The 13996-nt window shown below is 63.9% G+C and carries 23 protein-coding genes and 1 pseudogene; all 24 read left to right on the top strand.

Annotated features, from left to right (window positions below):
- Window position 1: 1 nt before the first annotated feature.
- Window positions 2-1018, top strand: a complete 1017-nt coding sequence (locus HKK80_RS07975) for a 50S ribosomal protein L3 (RefSeq protein ID WP_411799078.1) — start codon at window positions 2-4, stop codon at window positions 1016-1018.
- Window positions 1019-1020: 2 nt separating this feature from the next.
- Entirely contained in the window at window positions 1021-1767 is a 747-nt protein-coding gene (gene rpl4p, locus HKK80_RS07970) for a 50S ribosomal protein L4 (protein WP_411799077.1), read from the top strand.
- Window positions 1764-2018, top strand: a complete 255-nt coding sequence (locus tag HKK80_RS07965) for a 50S ribosomal protein L23 (protein WP_411799076.1) — start codon at window positions 1764-1766, stop codon at window positions 2016-2018. Before rpl4p ends, HKK80_RS07965 begins: the two co-directional genes overlap by 4 nt.
- Before the next feature lies 1 nt (window position 2019).
- Window positions 2020-2748: a 50S ribosomal protein L2 gene (locus tag HKK80_RS07960; RefSeq protein ID WP_411799075.1), complete on the top strand. Its 729-nt coding sequence runs from the start codon at window positions 2020-2022 to the stop codon at window positions 2746-2748.
- Window positions 2748-3170 (top strand): 30S ribosomal protein S19, encoded by a 423-nt coding sequence (locus tag HKK80_RS07955; protein WP_411799074.1) that lies wholly within the window; start codon window positions 2748-2750, stop codon window positions 3168-3170. Before HKK80_RS07960 ends, HKK80_RS07955 begins: the two co-directional genes overlap by 1 nt.
- Before the next feature lie 2 nt (window positions 3171-3172).
- The gene (locus HKK80_RS07950; RefSeq protein ID WP_411799073.1) at window positions 3173-3640 is read left to right on the top strand and encodes a 50S ribosomal protein L22; all 468 of its coding nucleotides are present in this window, start codon (window positions 3173-3175) and stop codon (window positions 3638-3640) included.
- Window positions 3640-4650, top strand: a complete 1011-nt coding sequence (locus HKK80_RS07945) for a 30S ribosomal protein S3 (protein ID WP_411799072.1) — start codon at window positions 3640-3642, stop codon at window positions 4648-4650. Before HKK80_RS07950 ends, HKK80_RS07945 begins: the two co-directional genes overlap by 1 nt.
- A complete protein-coding gene (gene rpmC, locus HKK80_RS07940) occupies window positions 4650-4874 on the top strand; it encodes a 50S ribosomal protein L29 (RefSeq protein ID WP_411799071.1) in 225 nt (74 codons plus the stop codon). The genes HKK80_RS07945 and rpmC overlap by 1 nt, the downstream gene beginning before the upstream one ends.
- Window positions 4875-4876: 2 nt before the next feature.
- Window positions 4877-5359: a ribonuclease P protein component 1 gene (locus HKK80_RS07935; RefSeq protein ID WP_411799070.1), complete on the top strand. Its 483-nt coding sequence runs from the start codon at window positions 4877-4879 to the stop codon at window positions 5357-5359.
- A complete protein-coding gene (locus HKK80_RS07930) occupies window positions 5350-5691 on the top strand; it encodes a 30S ribosomal protein S17 (protein WP_411799069.1) in 342 nt (113 codons plus the stop codon). The genes HKK80_RS07935 and HKK80_RS07930 overlap by 10 nt, the downstream gene beginning before the upstream one ends.
- The gene (locus HKK80_RS07925; RefSeq protein ID WP_120084042.1) at window positions 5691-6089 is read left to right on the top strand and encodes a 50S ribosomal protein L14; all 399 of its coding nucleotides are present in this window, start codon (window positions 5691-5693) and stop codon (window positions 6087-6089) included. Before HKK80_RS07930 ends, HKK80_RS07925 begins: the two co-directional genes overlap by 1 nt.
- Window positions 6086-6448, top strand: a complete 363-nt coding sequence (gene rplX, locus HKK80_RS07920; protein WP_411799068.1) for a 50S ribosomal protein L24 — start codon at window positions 6086-6088, stop codon at window positions 6446-6448. The genes HKK80_RS07925 and rplX overlap by 4 nt, the downstream gene beginning before the upstream one ends.
- Window positions 6445-7164 (top strand): annotated as a pseudogene (locus HKK80_RS07915) (30S ribosomal protein S4e); the annotation flags it as partial. The gene rplX and the pseudogene HKK80_RS07915, both read left to right, overlap by 4 nt.
- Before the next feature lie 155 nt (window positions 7165-7319).
- Window positions 7320-7844 (top strand): 50S ribosomal protein L5, encoded by a 525-nt coding sequence (locus HKK80_RS07910; RefSeq protein ID WP_411799067.1) that lies wholly within the window; start codon window positions 7320-7322, stop codon window positions 7842-7844.
- Complete coding sequence (locus HKK80_RS07905; protein ID WP_411799066.1) at window positions 7841-8032, top strand: 30S ribosomal protein S14; 192 nt, start codon at window positions 7841-7843, stop codon at window positions 8030-8032. Before HKK80_RS07910 ends, HKK80_RS07905 begins: the two co-directional genes overlap by 4 nt.
- Before the next feature lie 2 nt (window positions 8033-8034).
- Complete coding sequence (locus HKK80_RS07900) at window positions 8035-8427, top strand: 30S ribosomal protein S8 (protein WP_120103451.1); 393 nt, start codon at window positions 8035-8037, stop codon at window positions 8425-8427.
- 2 nt (window positions 8428-8429) lie between these two features.
- Entirely contained in the window at window positions 8430-8969 is a 540-nt protein-coding gene (locus tag HKK80_RS07895; protein ID WP_411799065.1) for a 50S ribosomal protein L6, read from the top strand.
- 1 nt (window position 8970) lies between these two features.
- Window positions 8971-9690, top strand: coding sequence for a 50S ribosomal protein L32e (locus HKK80_RS07890; RefSeq protein ID WP_411799064.1), 720 nt, complete (start codon window positions 8971-8973; stop codon window positions 9688-9690).
- Complete coding sequence (locus HKK80_RS07885) at window positions 9683-10141, top strand: 50S ribosomal protein L19e (RefSeq protein WP_411799063.1); 459 nt, start codon at window positions 9683-9685, stop codon at window positions 10139-10141. Before HKK80_RS07890 ends, HKK80_RS07885 begins: the two co-directional genes overlap by 8 nt.
- Entirely contained in the window at window positions 10141-10695 is a 555-nt protein-coding gene (locus tag HKK80_RS07880) for a 50S ribosomal protein L18 (protein WP_411799062.1), read from the top strand. The genes HKK80_RS07885 and HKK80_RS07880 overlap by 1 nt, the downstream gene beginning before the upstream one ends.
- Complete coding sequence (locus HKK80_RS07875) at window positions 10692-11339, top strand: 30S ribosomal protein S5 (RefSeq protein ID WP_411799061.1); 648 nt, start codon at window positions 10692-10694, stop codon at window positions 11337-11339. The genes HKK80_RS07880 and HKK80_RS07875 overlap by 4 nt, the downstream gene beginning before the upstream one ends.
- Window positions 11339-11803 (top strand): 50S ribosomal protein L30, encoded by a 465-nt coding sequence (gene rpmD / locus HKK80_RS07870; protein WP_411799060.1) that lies wholly within the window; start codon window positions 11339-11341, stop codon window positions 11801-11803. Before HKK80_RS07875 ends, rpmD begins: the two co-directional genes overlap by 1 nt.
- Window positions 11803-12285 (top strand): uL15m family ribosomal protein, encoded by a 483-nt coding sequence (locus HKK80_RS07865; RefSeq protein WP_411799059.1) that lies wholly within the window; start codon window positions 11803-11805, stop codon window positions 12283-12285. Before rpmD ends, HKK80_RS07865 begins: the two co-directional genes overlap by 1 nt.
- A 3-nt stretch (window positions 12286-12288) precedes the next feature.
- Window positions 12289-13779, top strand: a complete 1491-nt coding sequence (gene secY / locus HKK80_RS07860; protein WP_411799058.1) for a preprotein translocase subunit SecY — start codon at window positions 12289-12291, stop codon at window positions 13777-13779.
- The last annotated feature ends 217 nt before the right edge of the window (window positions 13780-13996 follow it).

Below are 13996 nucleotides of genomic sequence, written 5' to 3'. Positions count from 1 at the left end.
CATGCCACAACCAAGCAGACCACGCAAAGGCTCGCTGGGCTTTAGCCCCCGCAAGCGTGCGGACTCGGAAGTCCCACGCATCCGCTCGTGGCCTGACGACGACGGCGCACCCGCGCCGCAGGGCTTTGCCGGCTACAAGGCCGGCATGACCCACGTTGTCATGGTCAACGACGAGGCGGACTCCTCGCGTGAAGGGATGGAGGAATCCGTTCCCGTCACGGTCGTCGAGGTACCGCCGATGCGGGCGGTCGCGCTCCGAGCCTACGAAGACACGCCGTACGGACAGAAGCCGGTCAGCGAGGTCTGGGCCACCGAGTTCCACGACGAACTCGACCGCGCCCTCGACCTGCCGGCCGAAGATACCTTCGAGAGCGATTCGGAGGCACTCCGGAACGAACTCGACGCCGGGAACGTGGACGATCTGCGACTGATCACACACACTGTTCCCGACGAGAGTCCCAACGTTCCGAAGAAGAAACCCGACATCATGGAGACACGCGTCGGCGGCGGCTCACTCAGCGAGCGCGCCGACTTCGGGCTCGAACTCCTCGAAGACGGCGGCGAACACAGCGTTGACGACGTGTTCCGCGCCGGCGAGTATCTCGATGTCTCCGGGATCACGAAAGGGAAAGGCACCCAAGGCCCCGTCAAGCGGTGGGGCGTCCAGAAACGGAAGGGCAAACACGCCCGCCAGGGATGGCGACGCCGGATCGGCAACCTCGGTCCGTGGAACCCCTCCCGCGTCCGTTCGACGGTGCCACAGCAAGGACAGACCGGCTACCAGCAGCGAACCGAGCTCAACAAACGCCTGATCGATATCGGCGACGGCGACGAGGCCAGCGTTGACGGCGGCTTCGTCAACCACGGCGAGGTCGACGGCAACTACGTGTTGATCAAAGGGTCGCTGCCAGGGCCGAACCAACGGCTGCTGCGGTTCCGCCCGGCCATCCGGCCGAACGACCAGCCGCGCCTCGATCCCGAGGTTCGGTACGTCTCAACCGCATCCAATCAGGGCTAACTATGCAGGCAACAGTACGCGACCTGAACGGTGACGACGCCGGCTCGGTCGAGCTCCCGGAGATCTTTGAGACACATTTCCGTCCGGATCTCATCCAGCAGGCCGTCGTCGCCGCACAGGCAAACCGGAAACAGGCCTACGGTGCCGACGAGTTCGCCGGGCTGCGAACGCCCGCCGAATCGATGGGCAGCGGCCGCGGCATGTCTCACGACCCCCGGCAGGACGGCGTCGTGAAACGCGTCCCCCACGCCGTTGGGGGCCGTCGTGCACACCCACCGAAGGCCGAGAAGGAACAGGGCAAATCGATCAACAAACAGACACGACAGCTGGCAACGCGATCCGCACTCGCCGCCACGGCCGACGCCGACCGCGTCGCCGACCGCGGCCACGAGTTCGACGATGATCTCGACCTCCCGCTTGTCGTCAGCGACGAGTTCGAGGATCTCGTCAAAACGCAGGAGGTCGTCTCCCTGCTTGAGGAGCTTGGTGTCGCCGACGACATCGAGCGCGCTGACGACGGGAAGACGATCCGTGCCGGCCAGGGAACGACCCGCGGCCGGAAATACCAGGAGCCAAAATCGATCCTCTTCGTGACCAGCGAGGAGCCGTCGAAGGCCGCCCGCAACCTTGCGGGTGCTGACGTGGCAACCGCCCACGATGTCAACGTCGAGGATCTGGCGCCCGGTACCCACGCCGGCCGACTCACGATCTACACCGAAAGTGCGATCGCGGAGGTGGCCGACCGATGAACTCGATTCTCGAACATCCGCTGGTCACCGAGAAGGCGATGGACGAGATGGACTTCGACAACAAACTCCAGTTCATCACCCATATCGACGCCGACAAGCCGGAAATCAGCGACGAGATCGAAGAACGGTACGACGTGACCGTCGTCGACATCAACACGCAGATCACGCCGGATGCCGAGAAGAAGGCGACGATCACGCTGAGCGAGGACGACGACGCAACCGAGATCGCCTCCAGAATCGGGGTGTTCTAAGATGGGACGACGAATTCAGGGACAACGACGCGGCCGTGGTGGCCCAACCTTCCGCGCGCCATCACACCGCTACAAAGCCGAACTGTCGCACAAGAAGTCCGAAGACACCGATACGATCTCCGGCGAGATCGTCGGCATCGAGCACGATCCCGCCCGGAGTGCCCCTCTCGCAGACGTGGAGTTCGAGGACGGCGACCGTCGCCTCATCCTCGCCCCCGAGGGTGTCACCGTCGGCGAGACGATCCAGGTCGGCGTCAGCGCGGAGATCAAACCCGGGAACACGCTCCCGATCGGTGAGATCCCGGAGGGTGTCCTCATCTGCAACGTCGAGAGCTCCCCCGGTGACGGCGGGAAGTTTGCCCGTGCGACGGGCGTCTCCGCCCAGCTGATGACCCACGACCGCAACGTTGCGGTCATCCAACTGCCGAGCGGCGAGGTCAAACGGCTCAACCCCGAGTGTCGCGCCACGATCGGCGTCGTCGCCGGCGGTGGCCGCACCGAGAAGCCGTTTGTCAAAGCTGGCAACAAGCATCACAAGATGAAGGCTCGCGGGACGAAGTACCCCCGCGTTCGTGGTGTTGCGATGAACGCCATCGACCACCCCTTCGGTGGCGGTGGCCGCCAACACCCCGGCAAGCCGAAATCGGTCTCGCGGGACGCCCCGCCGGGACGGAAGGTCGGCGATATCGCCTCGAAACGCACCGGACGTGGCAGCACGGGAGGTAACTAATGAGTACTGAATACCGAACCGGCCGTGAAGGTGAGTTCACCTACCGCGGTCACACACTCGACGAGCTCCAAGAGATGGAGCTTGATGAGGTTGCGGAACTGCTTCCCGCTCGACAGCGGCGCACCATCACCCGTGGACTGTCCGCGGAACACCAGAAGCTGCTGGCAAAAGCCAGAGACAGCACCGAGGAGGAGACGGCGGACAACCCCCTCCGAACTCACCTGCGGGACATGCCCGTCCTGCCGGAGTTCGTCGGGCTGACGTTCGCTGTCTACACCGGACAGAGCTTCGAGCGCGTCGAGGTCAAACCCGAGATGATCGGGCACTACCTCGGCGAGTTCCAGCTCACCCGGAGCTCGGTCGAGCACGGACAGGCCGGGATTGGCGCGACCCGCTCCTCAAAGTTCGTGCCGCTCAAATAACTATGGGAATCAACTACAGCGTCGAGGCCGACCCCGACACCACCGCGAAAGCAATTATCCGGGAGCGGCCCATCAGCCTGAAGCACAGCAAGGCCATCGCCCGCGCGATCAAGGGGATGCCCGTCAGCGAGGCCCTGGAGTACCTCGATGCGGTCATCGCCGAGGAGCGGTCGGTGCCGTTCAAACAACACAACACCGGTGTCGGTCACCGCTCGGATATCGACGGCTGGGATGCCGGCCGCTACCCCGAGAAGGCCGCCGAGGATTTCAAGAAGCTCCTGATCAACGCCCGCAACAACGGCACCGAGCAGGGCTTTGACGGCCCCGCAATGGAGATCGCCCACATCGCCCCCCACAAGGTGGGCGAACAGCAGGGCCGTACCTCCCGAGCCTTTGGCCGCGCCAGCCCCTCGAACACCACGCTCTGTGATGTTGAGCTGGTGCTTGAAGCACCGGAGGAGGAGAACTGATGGCCGACGAACAGCAGTTTATCGAAAACGGCCTCCAGCGCGCCCAGATTGACGAGTTCTTCCAAGAAGAGCTCGACCGGGCGGGCTACGGCGGGATGGATATCGCCAAAACGCCGATGGGCACACAGATCGTCCTCAAAGCCGAGAAACCAGGGATGGTCATCGGCAAGGGTGGGAAGAATATTCGGAAAATTACCACCACCCTCACCGAGGAGTTCGGGATGGACGACCCACAGGTCGATGTCCAAGAGGTCGACGAGCCGGATCTCAACGCCCGGATCGTCGCCGACCGACTGGCCAACGCGCTCGAACGCGGCTGGTACTTCCGGAAAGCCGGTCACACCACGATCGACCGGATCATGGAAGCCGGCGCGCTCGGCGCGGAGATCGTCCTCAGCGGGAAGGTTACGGGTGCACGCTCCAGAGTTGAAAAATTCAACCGGGGCTACATCAAACACAACGGCGAACCCGCCCAAGACGTGGTCGACGAAGGCCAGGGCGTCGCCGTGATGAAGCTCGGCACGATCGGCGTGACCGTGAAGATCATCCCGCCGGGAGCAACGCTGCCCGACGACTTCGCCATCCACGAGGATGTCGAGTTCGAGCCCGTCGAGCAGGCGGTCGTCGACGCTGACGATGACGAGAGCGTCGAGGAGCTGCTTGCCGGCGAGCCGGAGGAGGCCGACGCCGCCCCCGGCGACGACGAGGATGTCGAGGTTCCCGACGAGGATCCCGCCGAGGCGATCGACGAGGAGATCGTCGAGGAGGTCATCGAAGAGGAGACCGGCGACGACGCGGACGGCGACGCTGCCGACGATGCGGACGCCGATTCCGACGACGCCGATGCGGACGACGGCGACGCCGACGAGTCAGCTGGTTCCGACGCTGACGACGACGGTGACTCCGTTGCCGACGAGGAGCTTGACGAGGATGTGGCCGAGGAGGCCGCCGATCTCGTCGAGGAGATGGAAGACGGTGACGACGCAGACGACACGGAGGCTGATAACTGATGGCGATCATCCGACCCGAGGAGCTCCGCGACATGACGGCCGCCGAGCGCGAGGTCGAACTCGAAGAGCTCGAAACCGAGCTGCTCAACACGAAAGCCCTGCAGGCCGCCGGTGGCGTGCCTGAGGATCCGACCAAGCTGAAAAAGCTTCGGCGGGCCATCGCGCGGATCAAGACGATCCAGCGCGAAGAGGGTGATCTCGACGCGGACGAAACTGAGGAATAACGATGCCACTGACACCCGAGACACTCACGCGACACGAACTCATCGGCGTCCCGCTCCGGGTCGCCGACGCGCCCAACCCCGACCTTGTCGGGCTCAGCGGCCGCATCGTCAGCGAGACGATGCAGACGTTCGTCGTTGCGACTGACTCGGGTGAGAAACGCGTCCCCAAGGCGGGGACAACCTTCGAGATGGCACTCGATGTATCGACCGCTGACCAGACTGCAGGCGACACAGATGAAGCCGCTGCGACCGGTGTGGCAGACGCCACAGCGGGCTCGACCGCCCGTCCGGCCGCAGGGTCTCCGTTCGAACTCGGCGAGGATACTGCGGGGGTTCGCCCCCGTCAGTCTTGGCCGTCGGGATGTTCCGCAAACCCCTTCGCGGGTGGATGCGAGGGCGGAGTCTACGTAACGGTGGATGGACACAGCGTGTGTGCGCGGCCTGCAGCGCGAACCGAACGCACAGGAGATTCGAAATGGCGATAGGACTTGACGTACCCATGCCCCCGGAACCAGACAATCCGGAGGCGTATGACTACGAGACGTGTCCGTTCTACGGACAGCTACCCGTTCGAGGCCAGACCCGCAGTGGGACTGTTGTCTCGACGGATATGGCAAAGACCGTCATCGTCGAGCAGGAGTACGACGTGTTCGTGCCCAAATACGATCGGTATATGAAACGCCGATCCCGTATTCCGGCCCACGTACCCGGCGTACTCGACGGACTCGATGTTGGTGACGAAGTAACAATCGCGGAGACCCGCCCGCTGTCGAAGACGAAATCCCACGTTGTCGTCGCAACCGGAGGCGATGCCTGATGGAGGCCCTCAAAGCTGACGTGACACAGGGCCTCGAAAAGGGCTCGCTGATCACGTGTGCCGACAACAGTGGGGCGCGCGAACTGCGCGTCATCAGCGTGGCTGGCTACTCCGGCACGAAGAATCGACACCCCAAAGCCGGGCTTGCCGACAAGGTGACCGTCTCGGTCACCAAGGGCACGCCCGAAATGCGGCGGCAGGTGCTGGAGGCGGTCGTCGTCCGCCAGCGCAAGCCGATCCGCAGACCCGACGGCATTCGCATGAAGTTCGAGGACAACGCGGCCGTCCTCATCGACGAAAACGAGGAGCCCCGCGGCACCGACATCAAGGGGCCCATCGCACGCGAAGTCGCCGAACGCTTCGGGAGCATCGCATCCACGGCGAGTATGATCGTATGACGACACAACCACACAAACAACGACAGGCCGACGCGACCGCGTCGCTCCACGAGCGACACACGCAGGTCATGGCCCCGTTGTCGAGCGACCTCCGCGAGGAGTACGAGCGCCGCAGCGTCCGCGTCAACGCGGGCGATACCGTCGAGGTACAGCGCGGCGATTTCGCCGGCACCGAGGGCGAAGTCCTCACTGTCGACCTCAAGGACGCCGTCATCCACGTCGAAGACGTGACCATCGAGAAAGCCGACGGGGAGGAGGTTCCCCGCCCGCTCGATGCCAGCAACGTCACCGTGACCGAGCTGACCCTTGAGGACGAGCGTCGTGAGGCGCGGCTCCGCGGCGAGGAGGATAGCGAATGAGCAACCACCAGAAACGGCTCTCAGTGCCGAACTCGTGGCCGGTCGAGCGGAAGACCGAGACCTACACGGTCAAAGCAGGGGCTGGCCCCCACGGCGAAGACGGGGTGCCGCTGCTCGTGTTGCTGCGAGATGTGCTGGGCTACGTCGACTCCAAGAAGGAAGCGCGCTACGCGCTCAACCAGGATTCGATCCTCGTCAACGGCGATGCCATCAGCGACGAACGCCGCCCGATCGGCATGTTCGACATCATCGCCTTCACCGAACGCGAGGAGTATTACCGGGTCTTCCCCGATGAGGGTGGCCGGCTCGCGCTGACGCCGATCGACGGCGACGCCGCCGGCAGCCGCCTCGGGAAGATCGACCGCAAGGAGCAGGTCACCGGTGGCGACTTCCAGCTGACGCTCCACGACGGCACAAACATCCGTGTCGAGGATGCCAGCGAGTACGCGACGAACGATTCGCTCGTCATCGACAACGACGACAAATCGATCGTCGCCCACTTCACCTACGAGGCGGGCGCGCTCGTCACCGCTGTCGACGGCCAACACGCCGGCGACATCGGTGAGATCGACGAGATCGTTGTCACGCAGGGCAGCGGCTCCAACACGGTGTACGCATCCAACGAGAGCGGCGGCTTCGAGACGGTCGAAGAGTACGTCGTCGTCATCGACGAGAACTTCGTCGACGCCGACAGCGAGTTCGCCGCCGGCAGCGACGCTGCTGGTGCGGACGACGCTGACGCAGCCGACGACGCTGCGGATGCTGACGACGAGGCCGACGAGGCCGACGAGGCTGACGACAGCGAGGCTGCTGACGCGGACGCCGACGCAGCCGACGAGGCCGACGACGCAGACGAGGAGGCTGATGCCGAATGAGCGAGTCAGCAACAGAGTTCCACCCGATGCAGCAGCCCCGGATCGAGAAGGTCGTCGTCCACATGGGCGTCGGCGAGGGCGGCCGCGAGCTACAGAACGCCCAAGAGATCCTCGAAGAGATCACCGGTCAGGAGAGCGTTCGGACGCTCGCCCAACAGACCGTCCAGGCCTACGACATCCGCGAGGGTGATCCGATCGGCGCGAAGACGACGCTCCGCAACGAGGCCGCCGAGGCCTTCCTGGAGACGGCGGTGCCGCTGGCTGATCTCTCGATCGAGCAGTTCGACGACACCGGCAACGTCAGCTTCGGGATCGCCGAACACACGGAGTTCCCGAGCCAGGAGTACGATCCGCAGATCGGTATCTACGGCCTCGACGTGACGATCACGCTCGTCCGGCCAGGGTATCGGATCTCGAAACGTGATCGGGAGACGCGGTCGATCCCGTCCAACCACCGGATGACCCCCGAGGACGCAGCGGCGTATCTCGAATCCGAATATAGCGTGGAGGTCGACGAATGAGCCAGAGCGAACAGCCAACAGACGACAGCGAGGAGACCACGGAGGTCGCCGACACCGAAACCGGCCAGGAGCTCGAATGCCGGCGGTGTGAGCGCAAACAGGGGCTTGTCGGCAAGTACGACATCAACCTCTGTCGGCAGTGTTTCCGTGAGGTCGCCCGCGATATGGGATTCAGGAAGTACAGCTAACTATGGCAGGCAATGATCCACTGGCCAGCGCGCTTTCGGGCATCGATAACGCCGAAAGCGTCGGCCATCTCGGTATCACCGTACAGCCCGCCTCGAACACGATCGGCTCGATCCTTGAGGTCTTCTACGACCGAGGATACATCGACGGCTTCGAGTTCGTCGACAACGGCAAAGCCGGCGAGTTCGAGGTCGAACTGAAAGGCGCGATCAACGAGTGTGGCATCGTCAAACCCCGTTACTCGGTTGGGGCAGACGGCTATGAGAAATGGGAGAAGCGGTTCCTCCCGGCCCGCGACTATGGGTCGCTCATCGTCACAACGAGCCACGGCGTCATGAGCCACTACGAGGCCCGCGAACAGGGCATCGGTGGCCAGGTGATCGCATACGTCTACTAACAATGACCAGTACAACAATCACACTTCCTGACGACGTCTCCGCGACGGTCGATCATCTCGACCTCACCGTCGAGGGGCCGGACGGCAGCGTCTCACGCCGCCTCTGGTACCCCGATATCGACGTCAGCGTCGAGGGCGACGAGGTCGTCATTGCGACCGACGTCGATGACGCCAAGACCACCGCGACGGTCGGCACCTTCGAAAGCCACGTTCGCAACATGGTTCACGGCGTCACCGACGGCTGGGAGTACAAGATGGAAGTCCACTACGCACACTTCCCGATGCAGGTCGATGTCGAGGGCAGCGAGGTCGTCATCGAGAACTTCCTCGGGGAGAAGGCGGCACGACGGACGCCGATCCGCGGCGACACGGACGTACAGATCGACGGCGAGGAGATCACCCTGACGGGCTCCGACAAGGAGGCTGTCGGGCAGACCGCCGCCGACATCGAACAGCTGACGAAGGTCACCGACAAGGACAACCGCGTCTTCCAGGACGGGGTTTACATCGTCGAGAAGCCGGCGAAGGCAGGAGGTGCCTGAGATGGCCGACGACACCCCCGAGGAACTCGAAGATATCAGCGGTGTTGGCCCCTCGAAGGCCGACGCGCTGCGCGAGGCCGGCTACGAGTCCGTCGAGGACATCCAGGCCGCCAGCCAGGGCGAACTCAGCGAGGTCGACGGCGTCGGCAACGCGCTTGCCGCGCGAATCAAAGCCGGCGTTGGCGACCTCGAGGTCAGCGAGGAGACCGAGGCCGAGGTCGAAGACGACACCGAGGAGGAAGCCGAGGAGGCCGAATCCGACGAGGATGTCGAAACCGAGCTTCGCCCACGCGGTCACGCTGACAAGACGCCCGAGCTCGACGAGGAGACCGAATCGGCACTCCAGCAAAAACGACGCGAGGGCAAACCCGCCTTCAAGCGCGACGACTACCACATGAAAAAGCGCACGCCGGAATCCTGGCGCGCGCCGCGTGGGACGCTCTCGAAACAGCGACGCGGCATGAAGAGCCGCGGCCCGAAGGTCGCCCCCGGGTTCCGATCGCCGAAAGCCGCCCGTGGGCTCCACCCCAGCGGCTTCGAGGAGGTTCGTGTCCACAACACCGACGACCTCGACGACGTTGATGGCGACACCCAAGCGGTGCGGATCGCCAGCAAGGTCGGCGAGCGGAAGCGTGAACGGATCGAGGAGATCTGTGAAGACGAGGAGATCCGCGTGCTGAACCCAACCTACATCGAAGTGGAGGTCGAATCCGATGACTGATCTTGGTTCCCAGAAGCGGCTGGCCGCTGACATCCTTGATGTCGGCGAAAACCGCGTCTGGCTCGATCCCGACGAACAGGAAGAGATCGCCGAAGCGATCACCCGCGACGACATCCGCGAGCTCGTCGACGAGGGGATCATTCGAGCGAAGGACGCAAAGACAAACTCTCGTGGCCGTGCGCGAGAACGCGCCGAAAAGCGTTCCTACGGCCACCAGACCGGCGCCGGCTCCCGCAAAGGGAAAGCCGGGGCCCGCCAGGCGCGGAAGGACGACTGGGTCGCCCGCATTCGCGCCCAGCGCGCTCGGCTCAAGGAGCTTCGCGATGAGGGAACGATCGATCGAACACAGTACCGCGAGCTGTACAACAAAGCCAGCGGTGGCGAGTTTGACAGCGTCGACCGGCTGGAAGCGTACGTGCGAACGAACTACGGCATTGAGGTGAACGCATAATGGCAACTGGACCACGATACAGCGTGCCGATGCGCCGCCGCCGTGAGGGTCGCACTGATTACCACCAGCGGTTGCGCCTGTTGAAATCCGGCAATCCCCGTCTGGTCGCTCGGACGAGCAACAGCCACGTCAGGGCGCAGCTGATCACCACCGGCCCCAACGGCGATATCACCCACGTTGCCGCCACAAGCGAGGAGCTTGACGACTACGGCTGGGAGGCCCCCACGGGCAACGTTCCCAGCGCGTATCTGACCGGCTTTTTGCTTGGCAGTCGCGCCGTCGCGGAGGGCCACGACGAGGCCGTCCTCGACATCGGGCTGCGAACGGCGACGCCAGGGAACAAGGTGTTTTCGGTACAGGAAGGAGCGATCGACGCGGGTCTCGACATCCCCCACAGCGACGACGTGTTGGCCGACTGGTCGCGTAATCGCGGCGAGCATATCGCCGACTACGCCGAGCAGCTCGACGAACCGCTGTACAGCGGGGATTTCGACGCCACAGAACTACCCGAGCACTTCGACGATGTGCTTGAGACACTGCAGGAGGACGTATGAGCCAAAGTAACAACGACGGCTGGGAACCGCGCACGCGGCTCGGCCGCAAGGTACAGGACGGCGATATCACGACGATGGATCAGGCCATGGAGTCCGGCCTCCCGCTGAAGGAGCCCGAACTCGTCGATCAGCTCCTCCCGGGGCTGGAAGATGAGGTGCTTGATATCAACATGGTGCAGCGGATGACCGACTCGGGTCGCCGGGTCAAGTTCCGCTGTGTCTGTGTCATCGGCAACCGCGACGGCTATCTCGGCTACGCCCAGGCCCGCGACGAGCAGGTCGGCGGCGCCATCGAGAAGGCCATCGACGTTGCCAAGATGAACATGATCAAGGTCGACCGCGGCTCGGGTTCCTGGGAGGACTCCGCCGGTGGCGTCAACTCCCTGACCCGCAACGCCGAAGGGAAGGCCGGCTCGGTGACCGTCCAGATCAAGCCCGCCCCACAGGGCCTTGGGCTGGCGGCTGCCGAAACCGTCCGGAACATCCTTGAGCTGGCCGGCGTCCAGGACGCTTGGACACAGTCGCACGGCAACACCCGGACGACGCTCAATCTCGCCAAGGCAACCTACAACGCGCTGAAGAACGCCGGAGAGGCGCGGACACCACAGCGCGCGCAAGCCGTCCAACAGGAGGCCAACGAATAATGCAGGCGATCGTTCAGCTCCGCGGCGAGGTCAACATGTCTCAGGACGTGCGTGACACCCTGAAGATGCTGAATCTTCACAGCACGAACCACGTCACGTTTGTCCCCGAGACCGACACCTACCGCGGCATGATCACGAAGGTCAACGACTACGTGGCCTTCGGCGAACCGAGCGTCGAGACGGTGGCAACGCTGCTGCGTCGCCGTGGTGAGCCCGAGACGGGCGACGGCGACATCGATGACGCGTGGGTCGCCGACAACACCGATTACGCCGATGTCGACGCCCTCGCCGAAGCGCTTGTCGACGAAGAGACGACGCTCCGCGATGAGGGCCTCGCACCGGTTGTCCGGCTGCACCCGCCACGCGGCGGTCACGACGGCATCAAACACCCGGTCGTCGAGGGCGGCCAGCTCGGCACCCATGAGACCGAGGATATCGACGCGCTCCTGGAGGCGATGCGATAATGGGATCGAAAAAACGCAGACAACGCGGCTCCCGCACCCACAGCGGCGGCTCCCACAAAAACCGGCGCGGTGCCGGTCACCGTGGCGGCCGCGGCCGTGCGGGCCGTGACAAACACGAGTTCCACAACTACGAGCCGATCGGCAAACACGGCTTCACCCGACCGGATTCGCTGCAGGATTCGGTTGCGGAGATCAGCGTCCAGAAGCTCGATGAGGATGCCGCACTGCTGGCAGCTGACGGCGTCGCGGAGACCGACGGTGACGCCTACGTCATCGATGCCCGCGACGTTGCCGACGCCGGCCACGACGTTGACGTGGTGAAGGTGCTCGGCGACGGCCAGGTTCGCAACGAACTGGTCGTCACCGCCGACGCCTTCAGTGCTGACGCTGTCGAGCTCCTTGAGGACGCCGGCGGTGCGGCGGAGCTCACCGAGGCAGGCCAGAAAGCGGAAGATGTAAACGACGACTCTGACGAGGACTAATACATGGGTTGGAAGGAGGCCGCCGAACCGGTTCTCACCCGCATGCCGACAGTGGCACGGCCGGAGGGGCACGTGCCGTTCAAACGGAAGCTCCTGTGGACCGCGAGTGTCCTCATGGTGTATTTCTTCCTGACGAACATCCAGCTGTTCGGCTTGGGTGGCCAAGGCAGCGATATCTTCGGACAGTTCCGCTCGATCATCGCCGGCGGGCAGGGCTCAGTCCTGCAGGTCGGGATCGGCCCGATCGTCACCGCCTCGATCGTCTTGCAGCTGCTCGGCGGTGCGAACCTCCTTGGCCTTGATACGGAGAATGATCCCCGCGATCAGATCCTCTATCAGGGGCTCCAGAAGTTCCTTGTCGTCGTGATGACCGCGCTGACCGCCGCGCCGATGGTGTTCAGCGGTGGCTTCCTCCCGGCGAACCAAGCCCTTGGCCAATCGCTTGGGGTTGGTACCTTCGGGGTGCAGCTGATCATCTTCGCGCAGGTGTTCGTTGGCGGGATCCTCATCCTGTTTTTGGATGAGATCGTCAGCAAATGGGGGGTCGGCTCCGGTGTCGGCCTCTTCATTATCGCCGGCGTGAGCCAACAGCTGATCGGTGGGATCCTCAGCTGGCAGGGGCTCGGCACGACAACCGGGATCCTTGCGAGTTGGTACGGGATTCTCTTTGGTGACCTCTCGCTTGGCCCGACGTTTACCGGTCAGTGGTTCCAGAGCATTCTGTTCGATCCGGGGAGCATTCTGGCGATCTTCACGACGCTGCTGATCTTCGTGATCGTCGTCTACGCCGAATCGGTTCGGGTTGAGATCCCGCTGAGCCACACCCGCGTCCGCGGGGCGCGTGGCCGGTTCCCGGTGAAGCTGATCTACGCCAGCGTCCTACCGATGATCCTCGTGCGAGCCCTGCAGGCGAACATCCAGTTCATCGGTCAGATCCTCTACAGCCAGCTTGGCGACGGGATGCCAGCGTGGCTGGGACAGTACCAGGCGACCGAAACCGGGAGTCAGGTACTCGGTGGGCTGTTCTACTACATGGCTCCGATCCAATCGCGGCAGGATTGGATGTGGTTCCTCGGGCTGACGCCCGGTGGGATCGACCCCTGGCAGATCGGTCTGCGGGTCGGGATCGACCTGATCTTCATGATCGTCGGCGGGGCGATCTTTGCGATCTTCTGGGTCGAAACCACCGGGATGGGCCCGGAGGCGACCGCCGAGCAGATCCAGGACTCGGGGATGCAGATCCCCGGCTTCCGCCGGAACCCGCAGGTCGTCGAGAAGGTCATGGAGCGGTACATCCCGCAGGTAACCGTTATCGGCGGCGCGCTGGTCGGGCTGCTGGCGGTGATGGCGAACATGCTCGGCACCATCGGGAACGTCTCCGGAACCGGGCTGCTGCTGACGGTCTCCATTACGTACAAGCTGTACGAGGAGATCGCCGAGGAGCAGCTGATGGAGATGCATCCGATGATGCGGCAGATGTTCGGCAACGAGTAACGAACCTCTCCACTCCTTTACATTTTTTTGACACTGAGCGACTGCAGCGTCCTCGATTGTCTCCCTGGGGGTGGCGGCAGTGACCGACTCGGACGACTTCTTCGGGCAGCTCGACGAGGCCGACCCAGTCACCGGCGATCAGACTGACTCGATCCAGTCGTCAGTCACACAGTGTCGATACTGCGGCGAGACGCATATCCGGATCGATGGTCTGGAA

Origin of the sequence: Halonotius sp. F2-221B (assembly GCF_046719765.1) — an archaeon.
Classification (GTDB): Archaea; Halobacteriota; Halobacteria; order Halobacteriales; family Haloferacaceae; genus Halonotius.
This window is presented reverse-complemented; position numbering and strand designations above follow the sequence as displayed.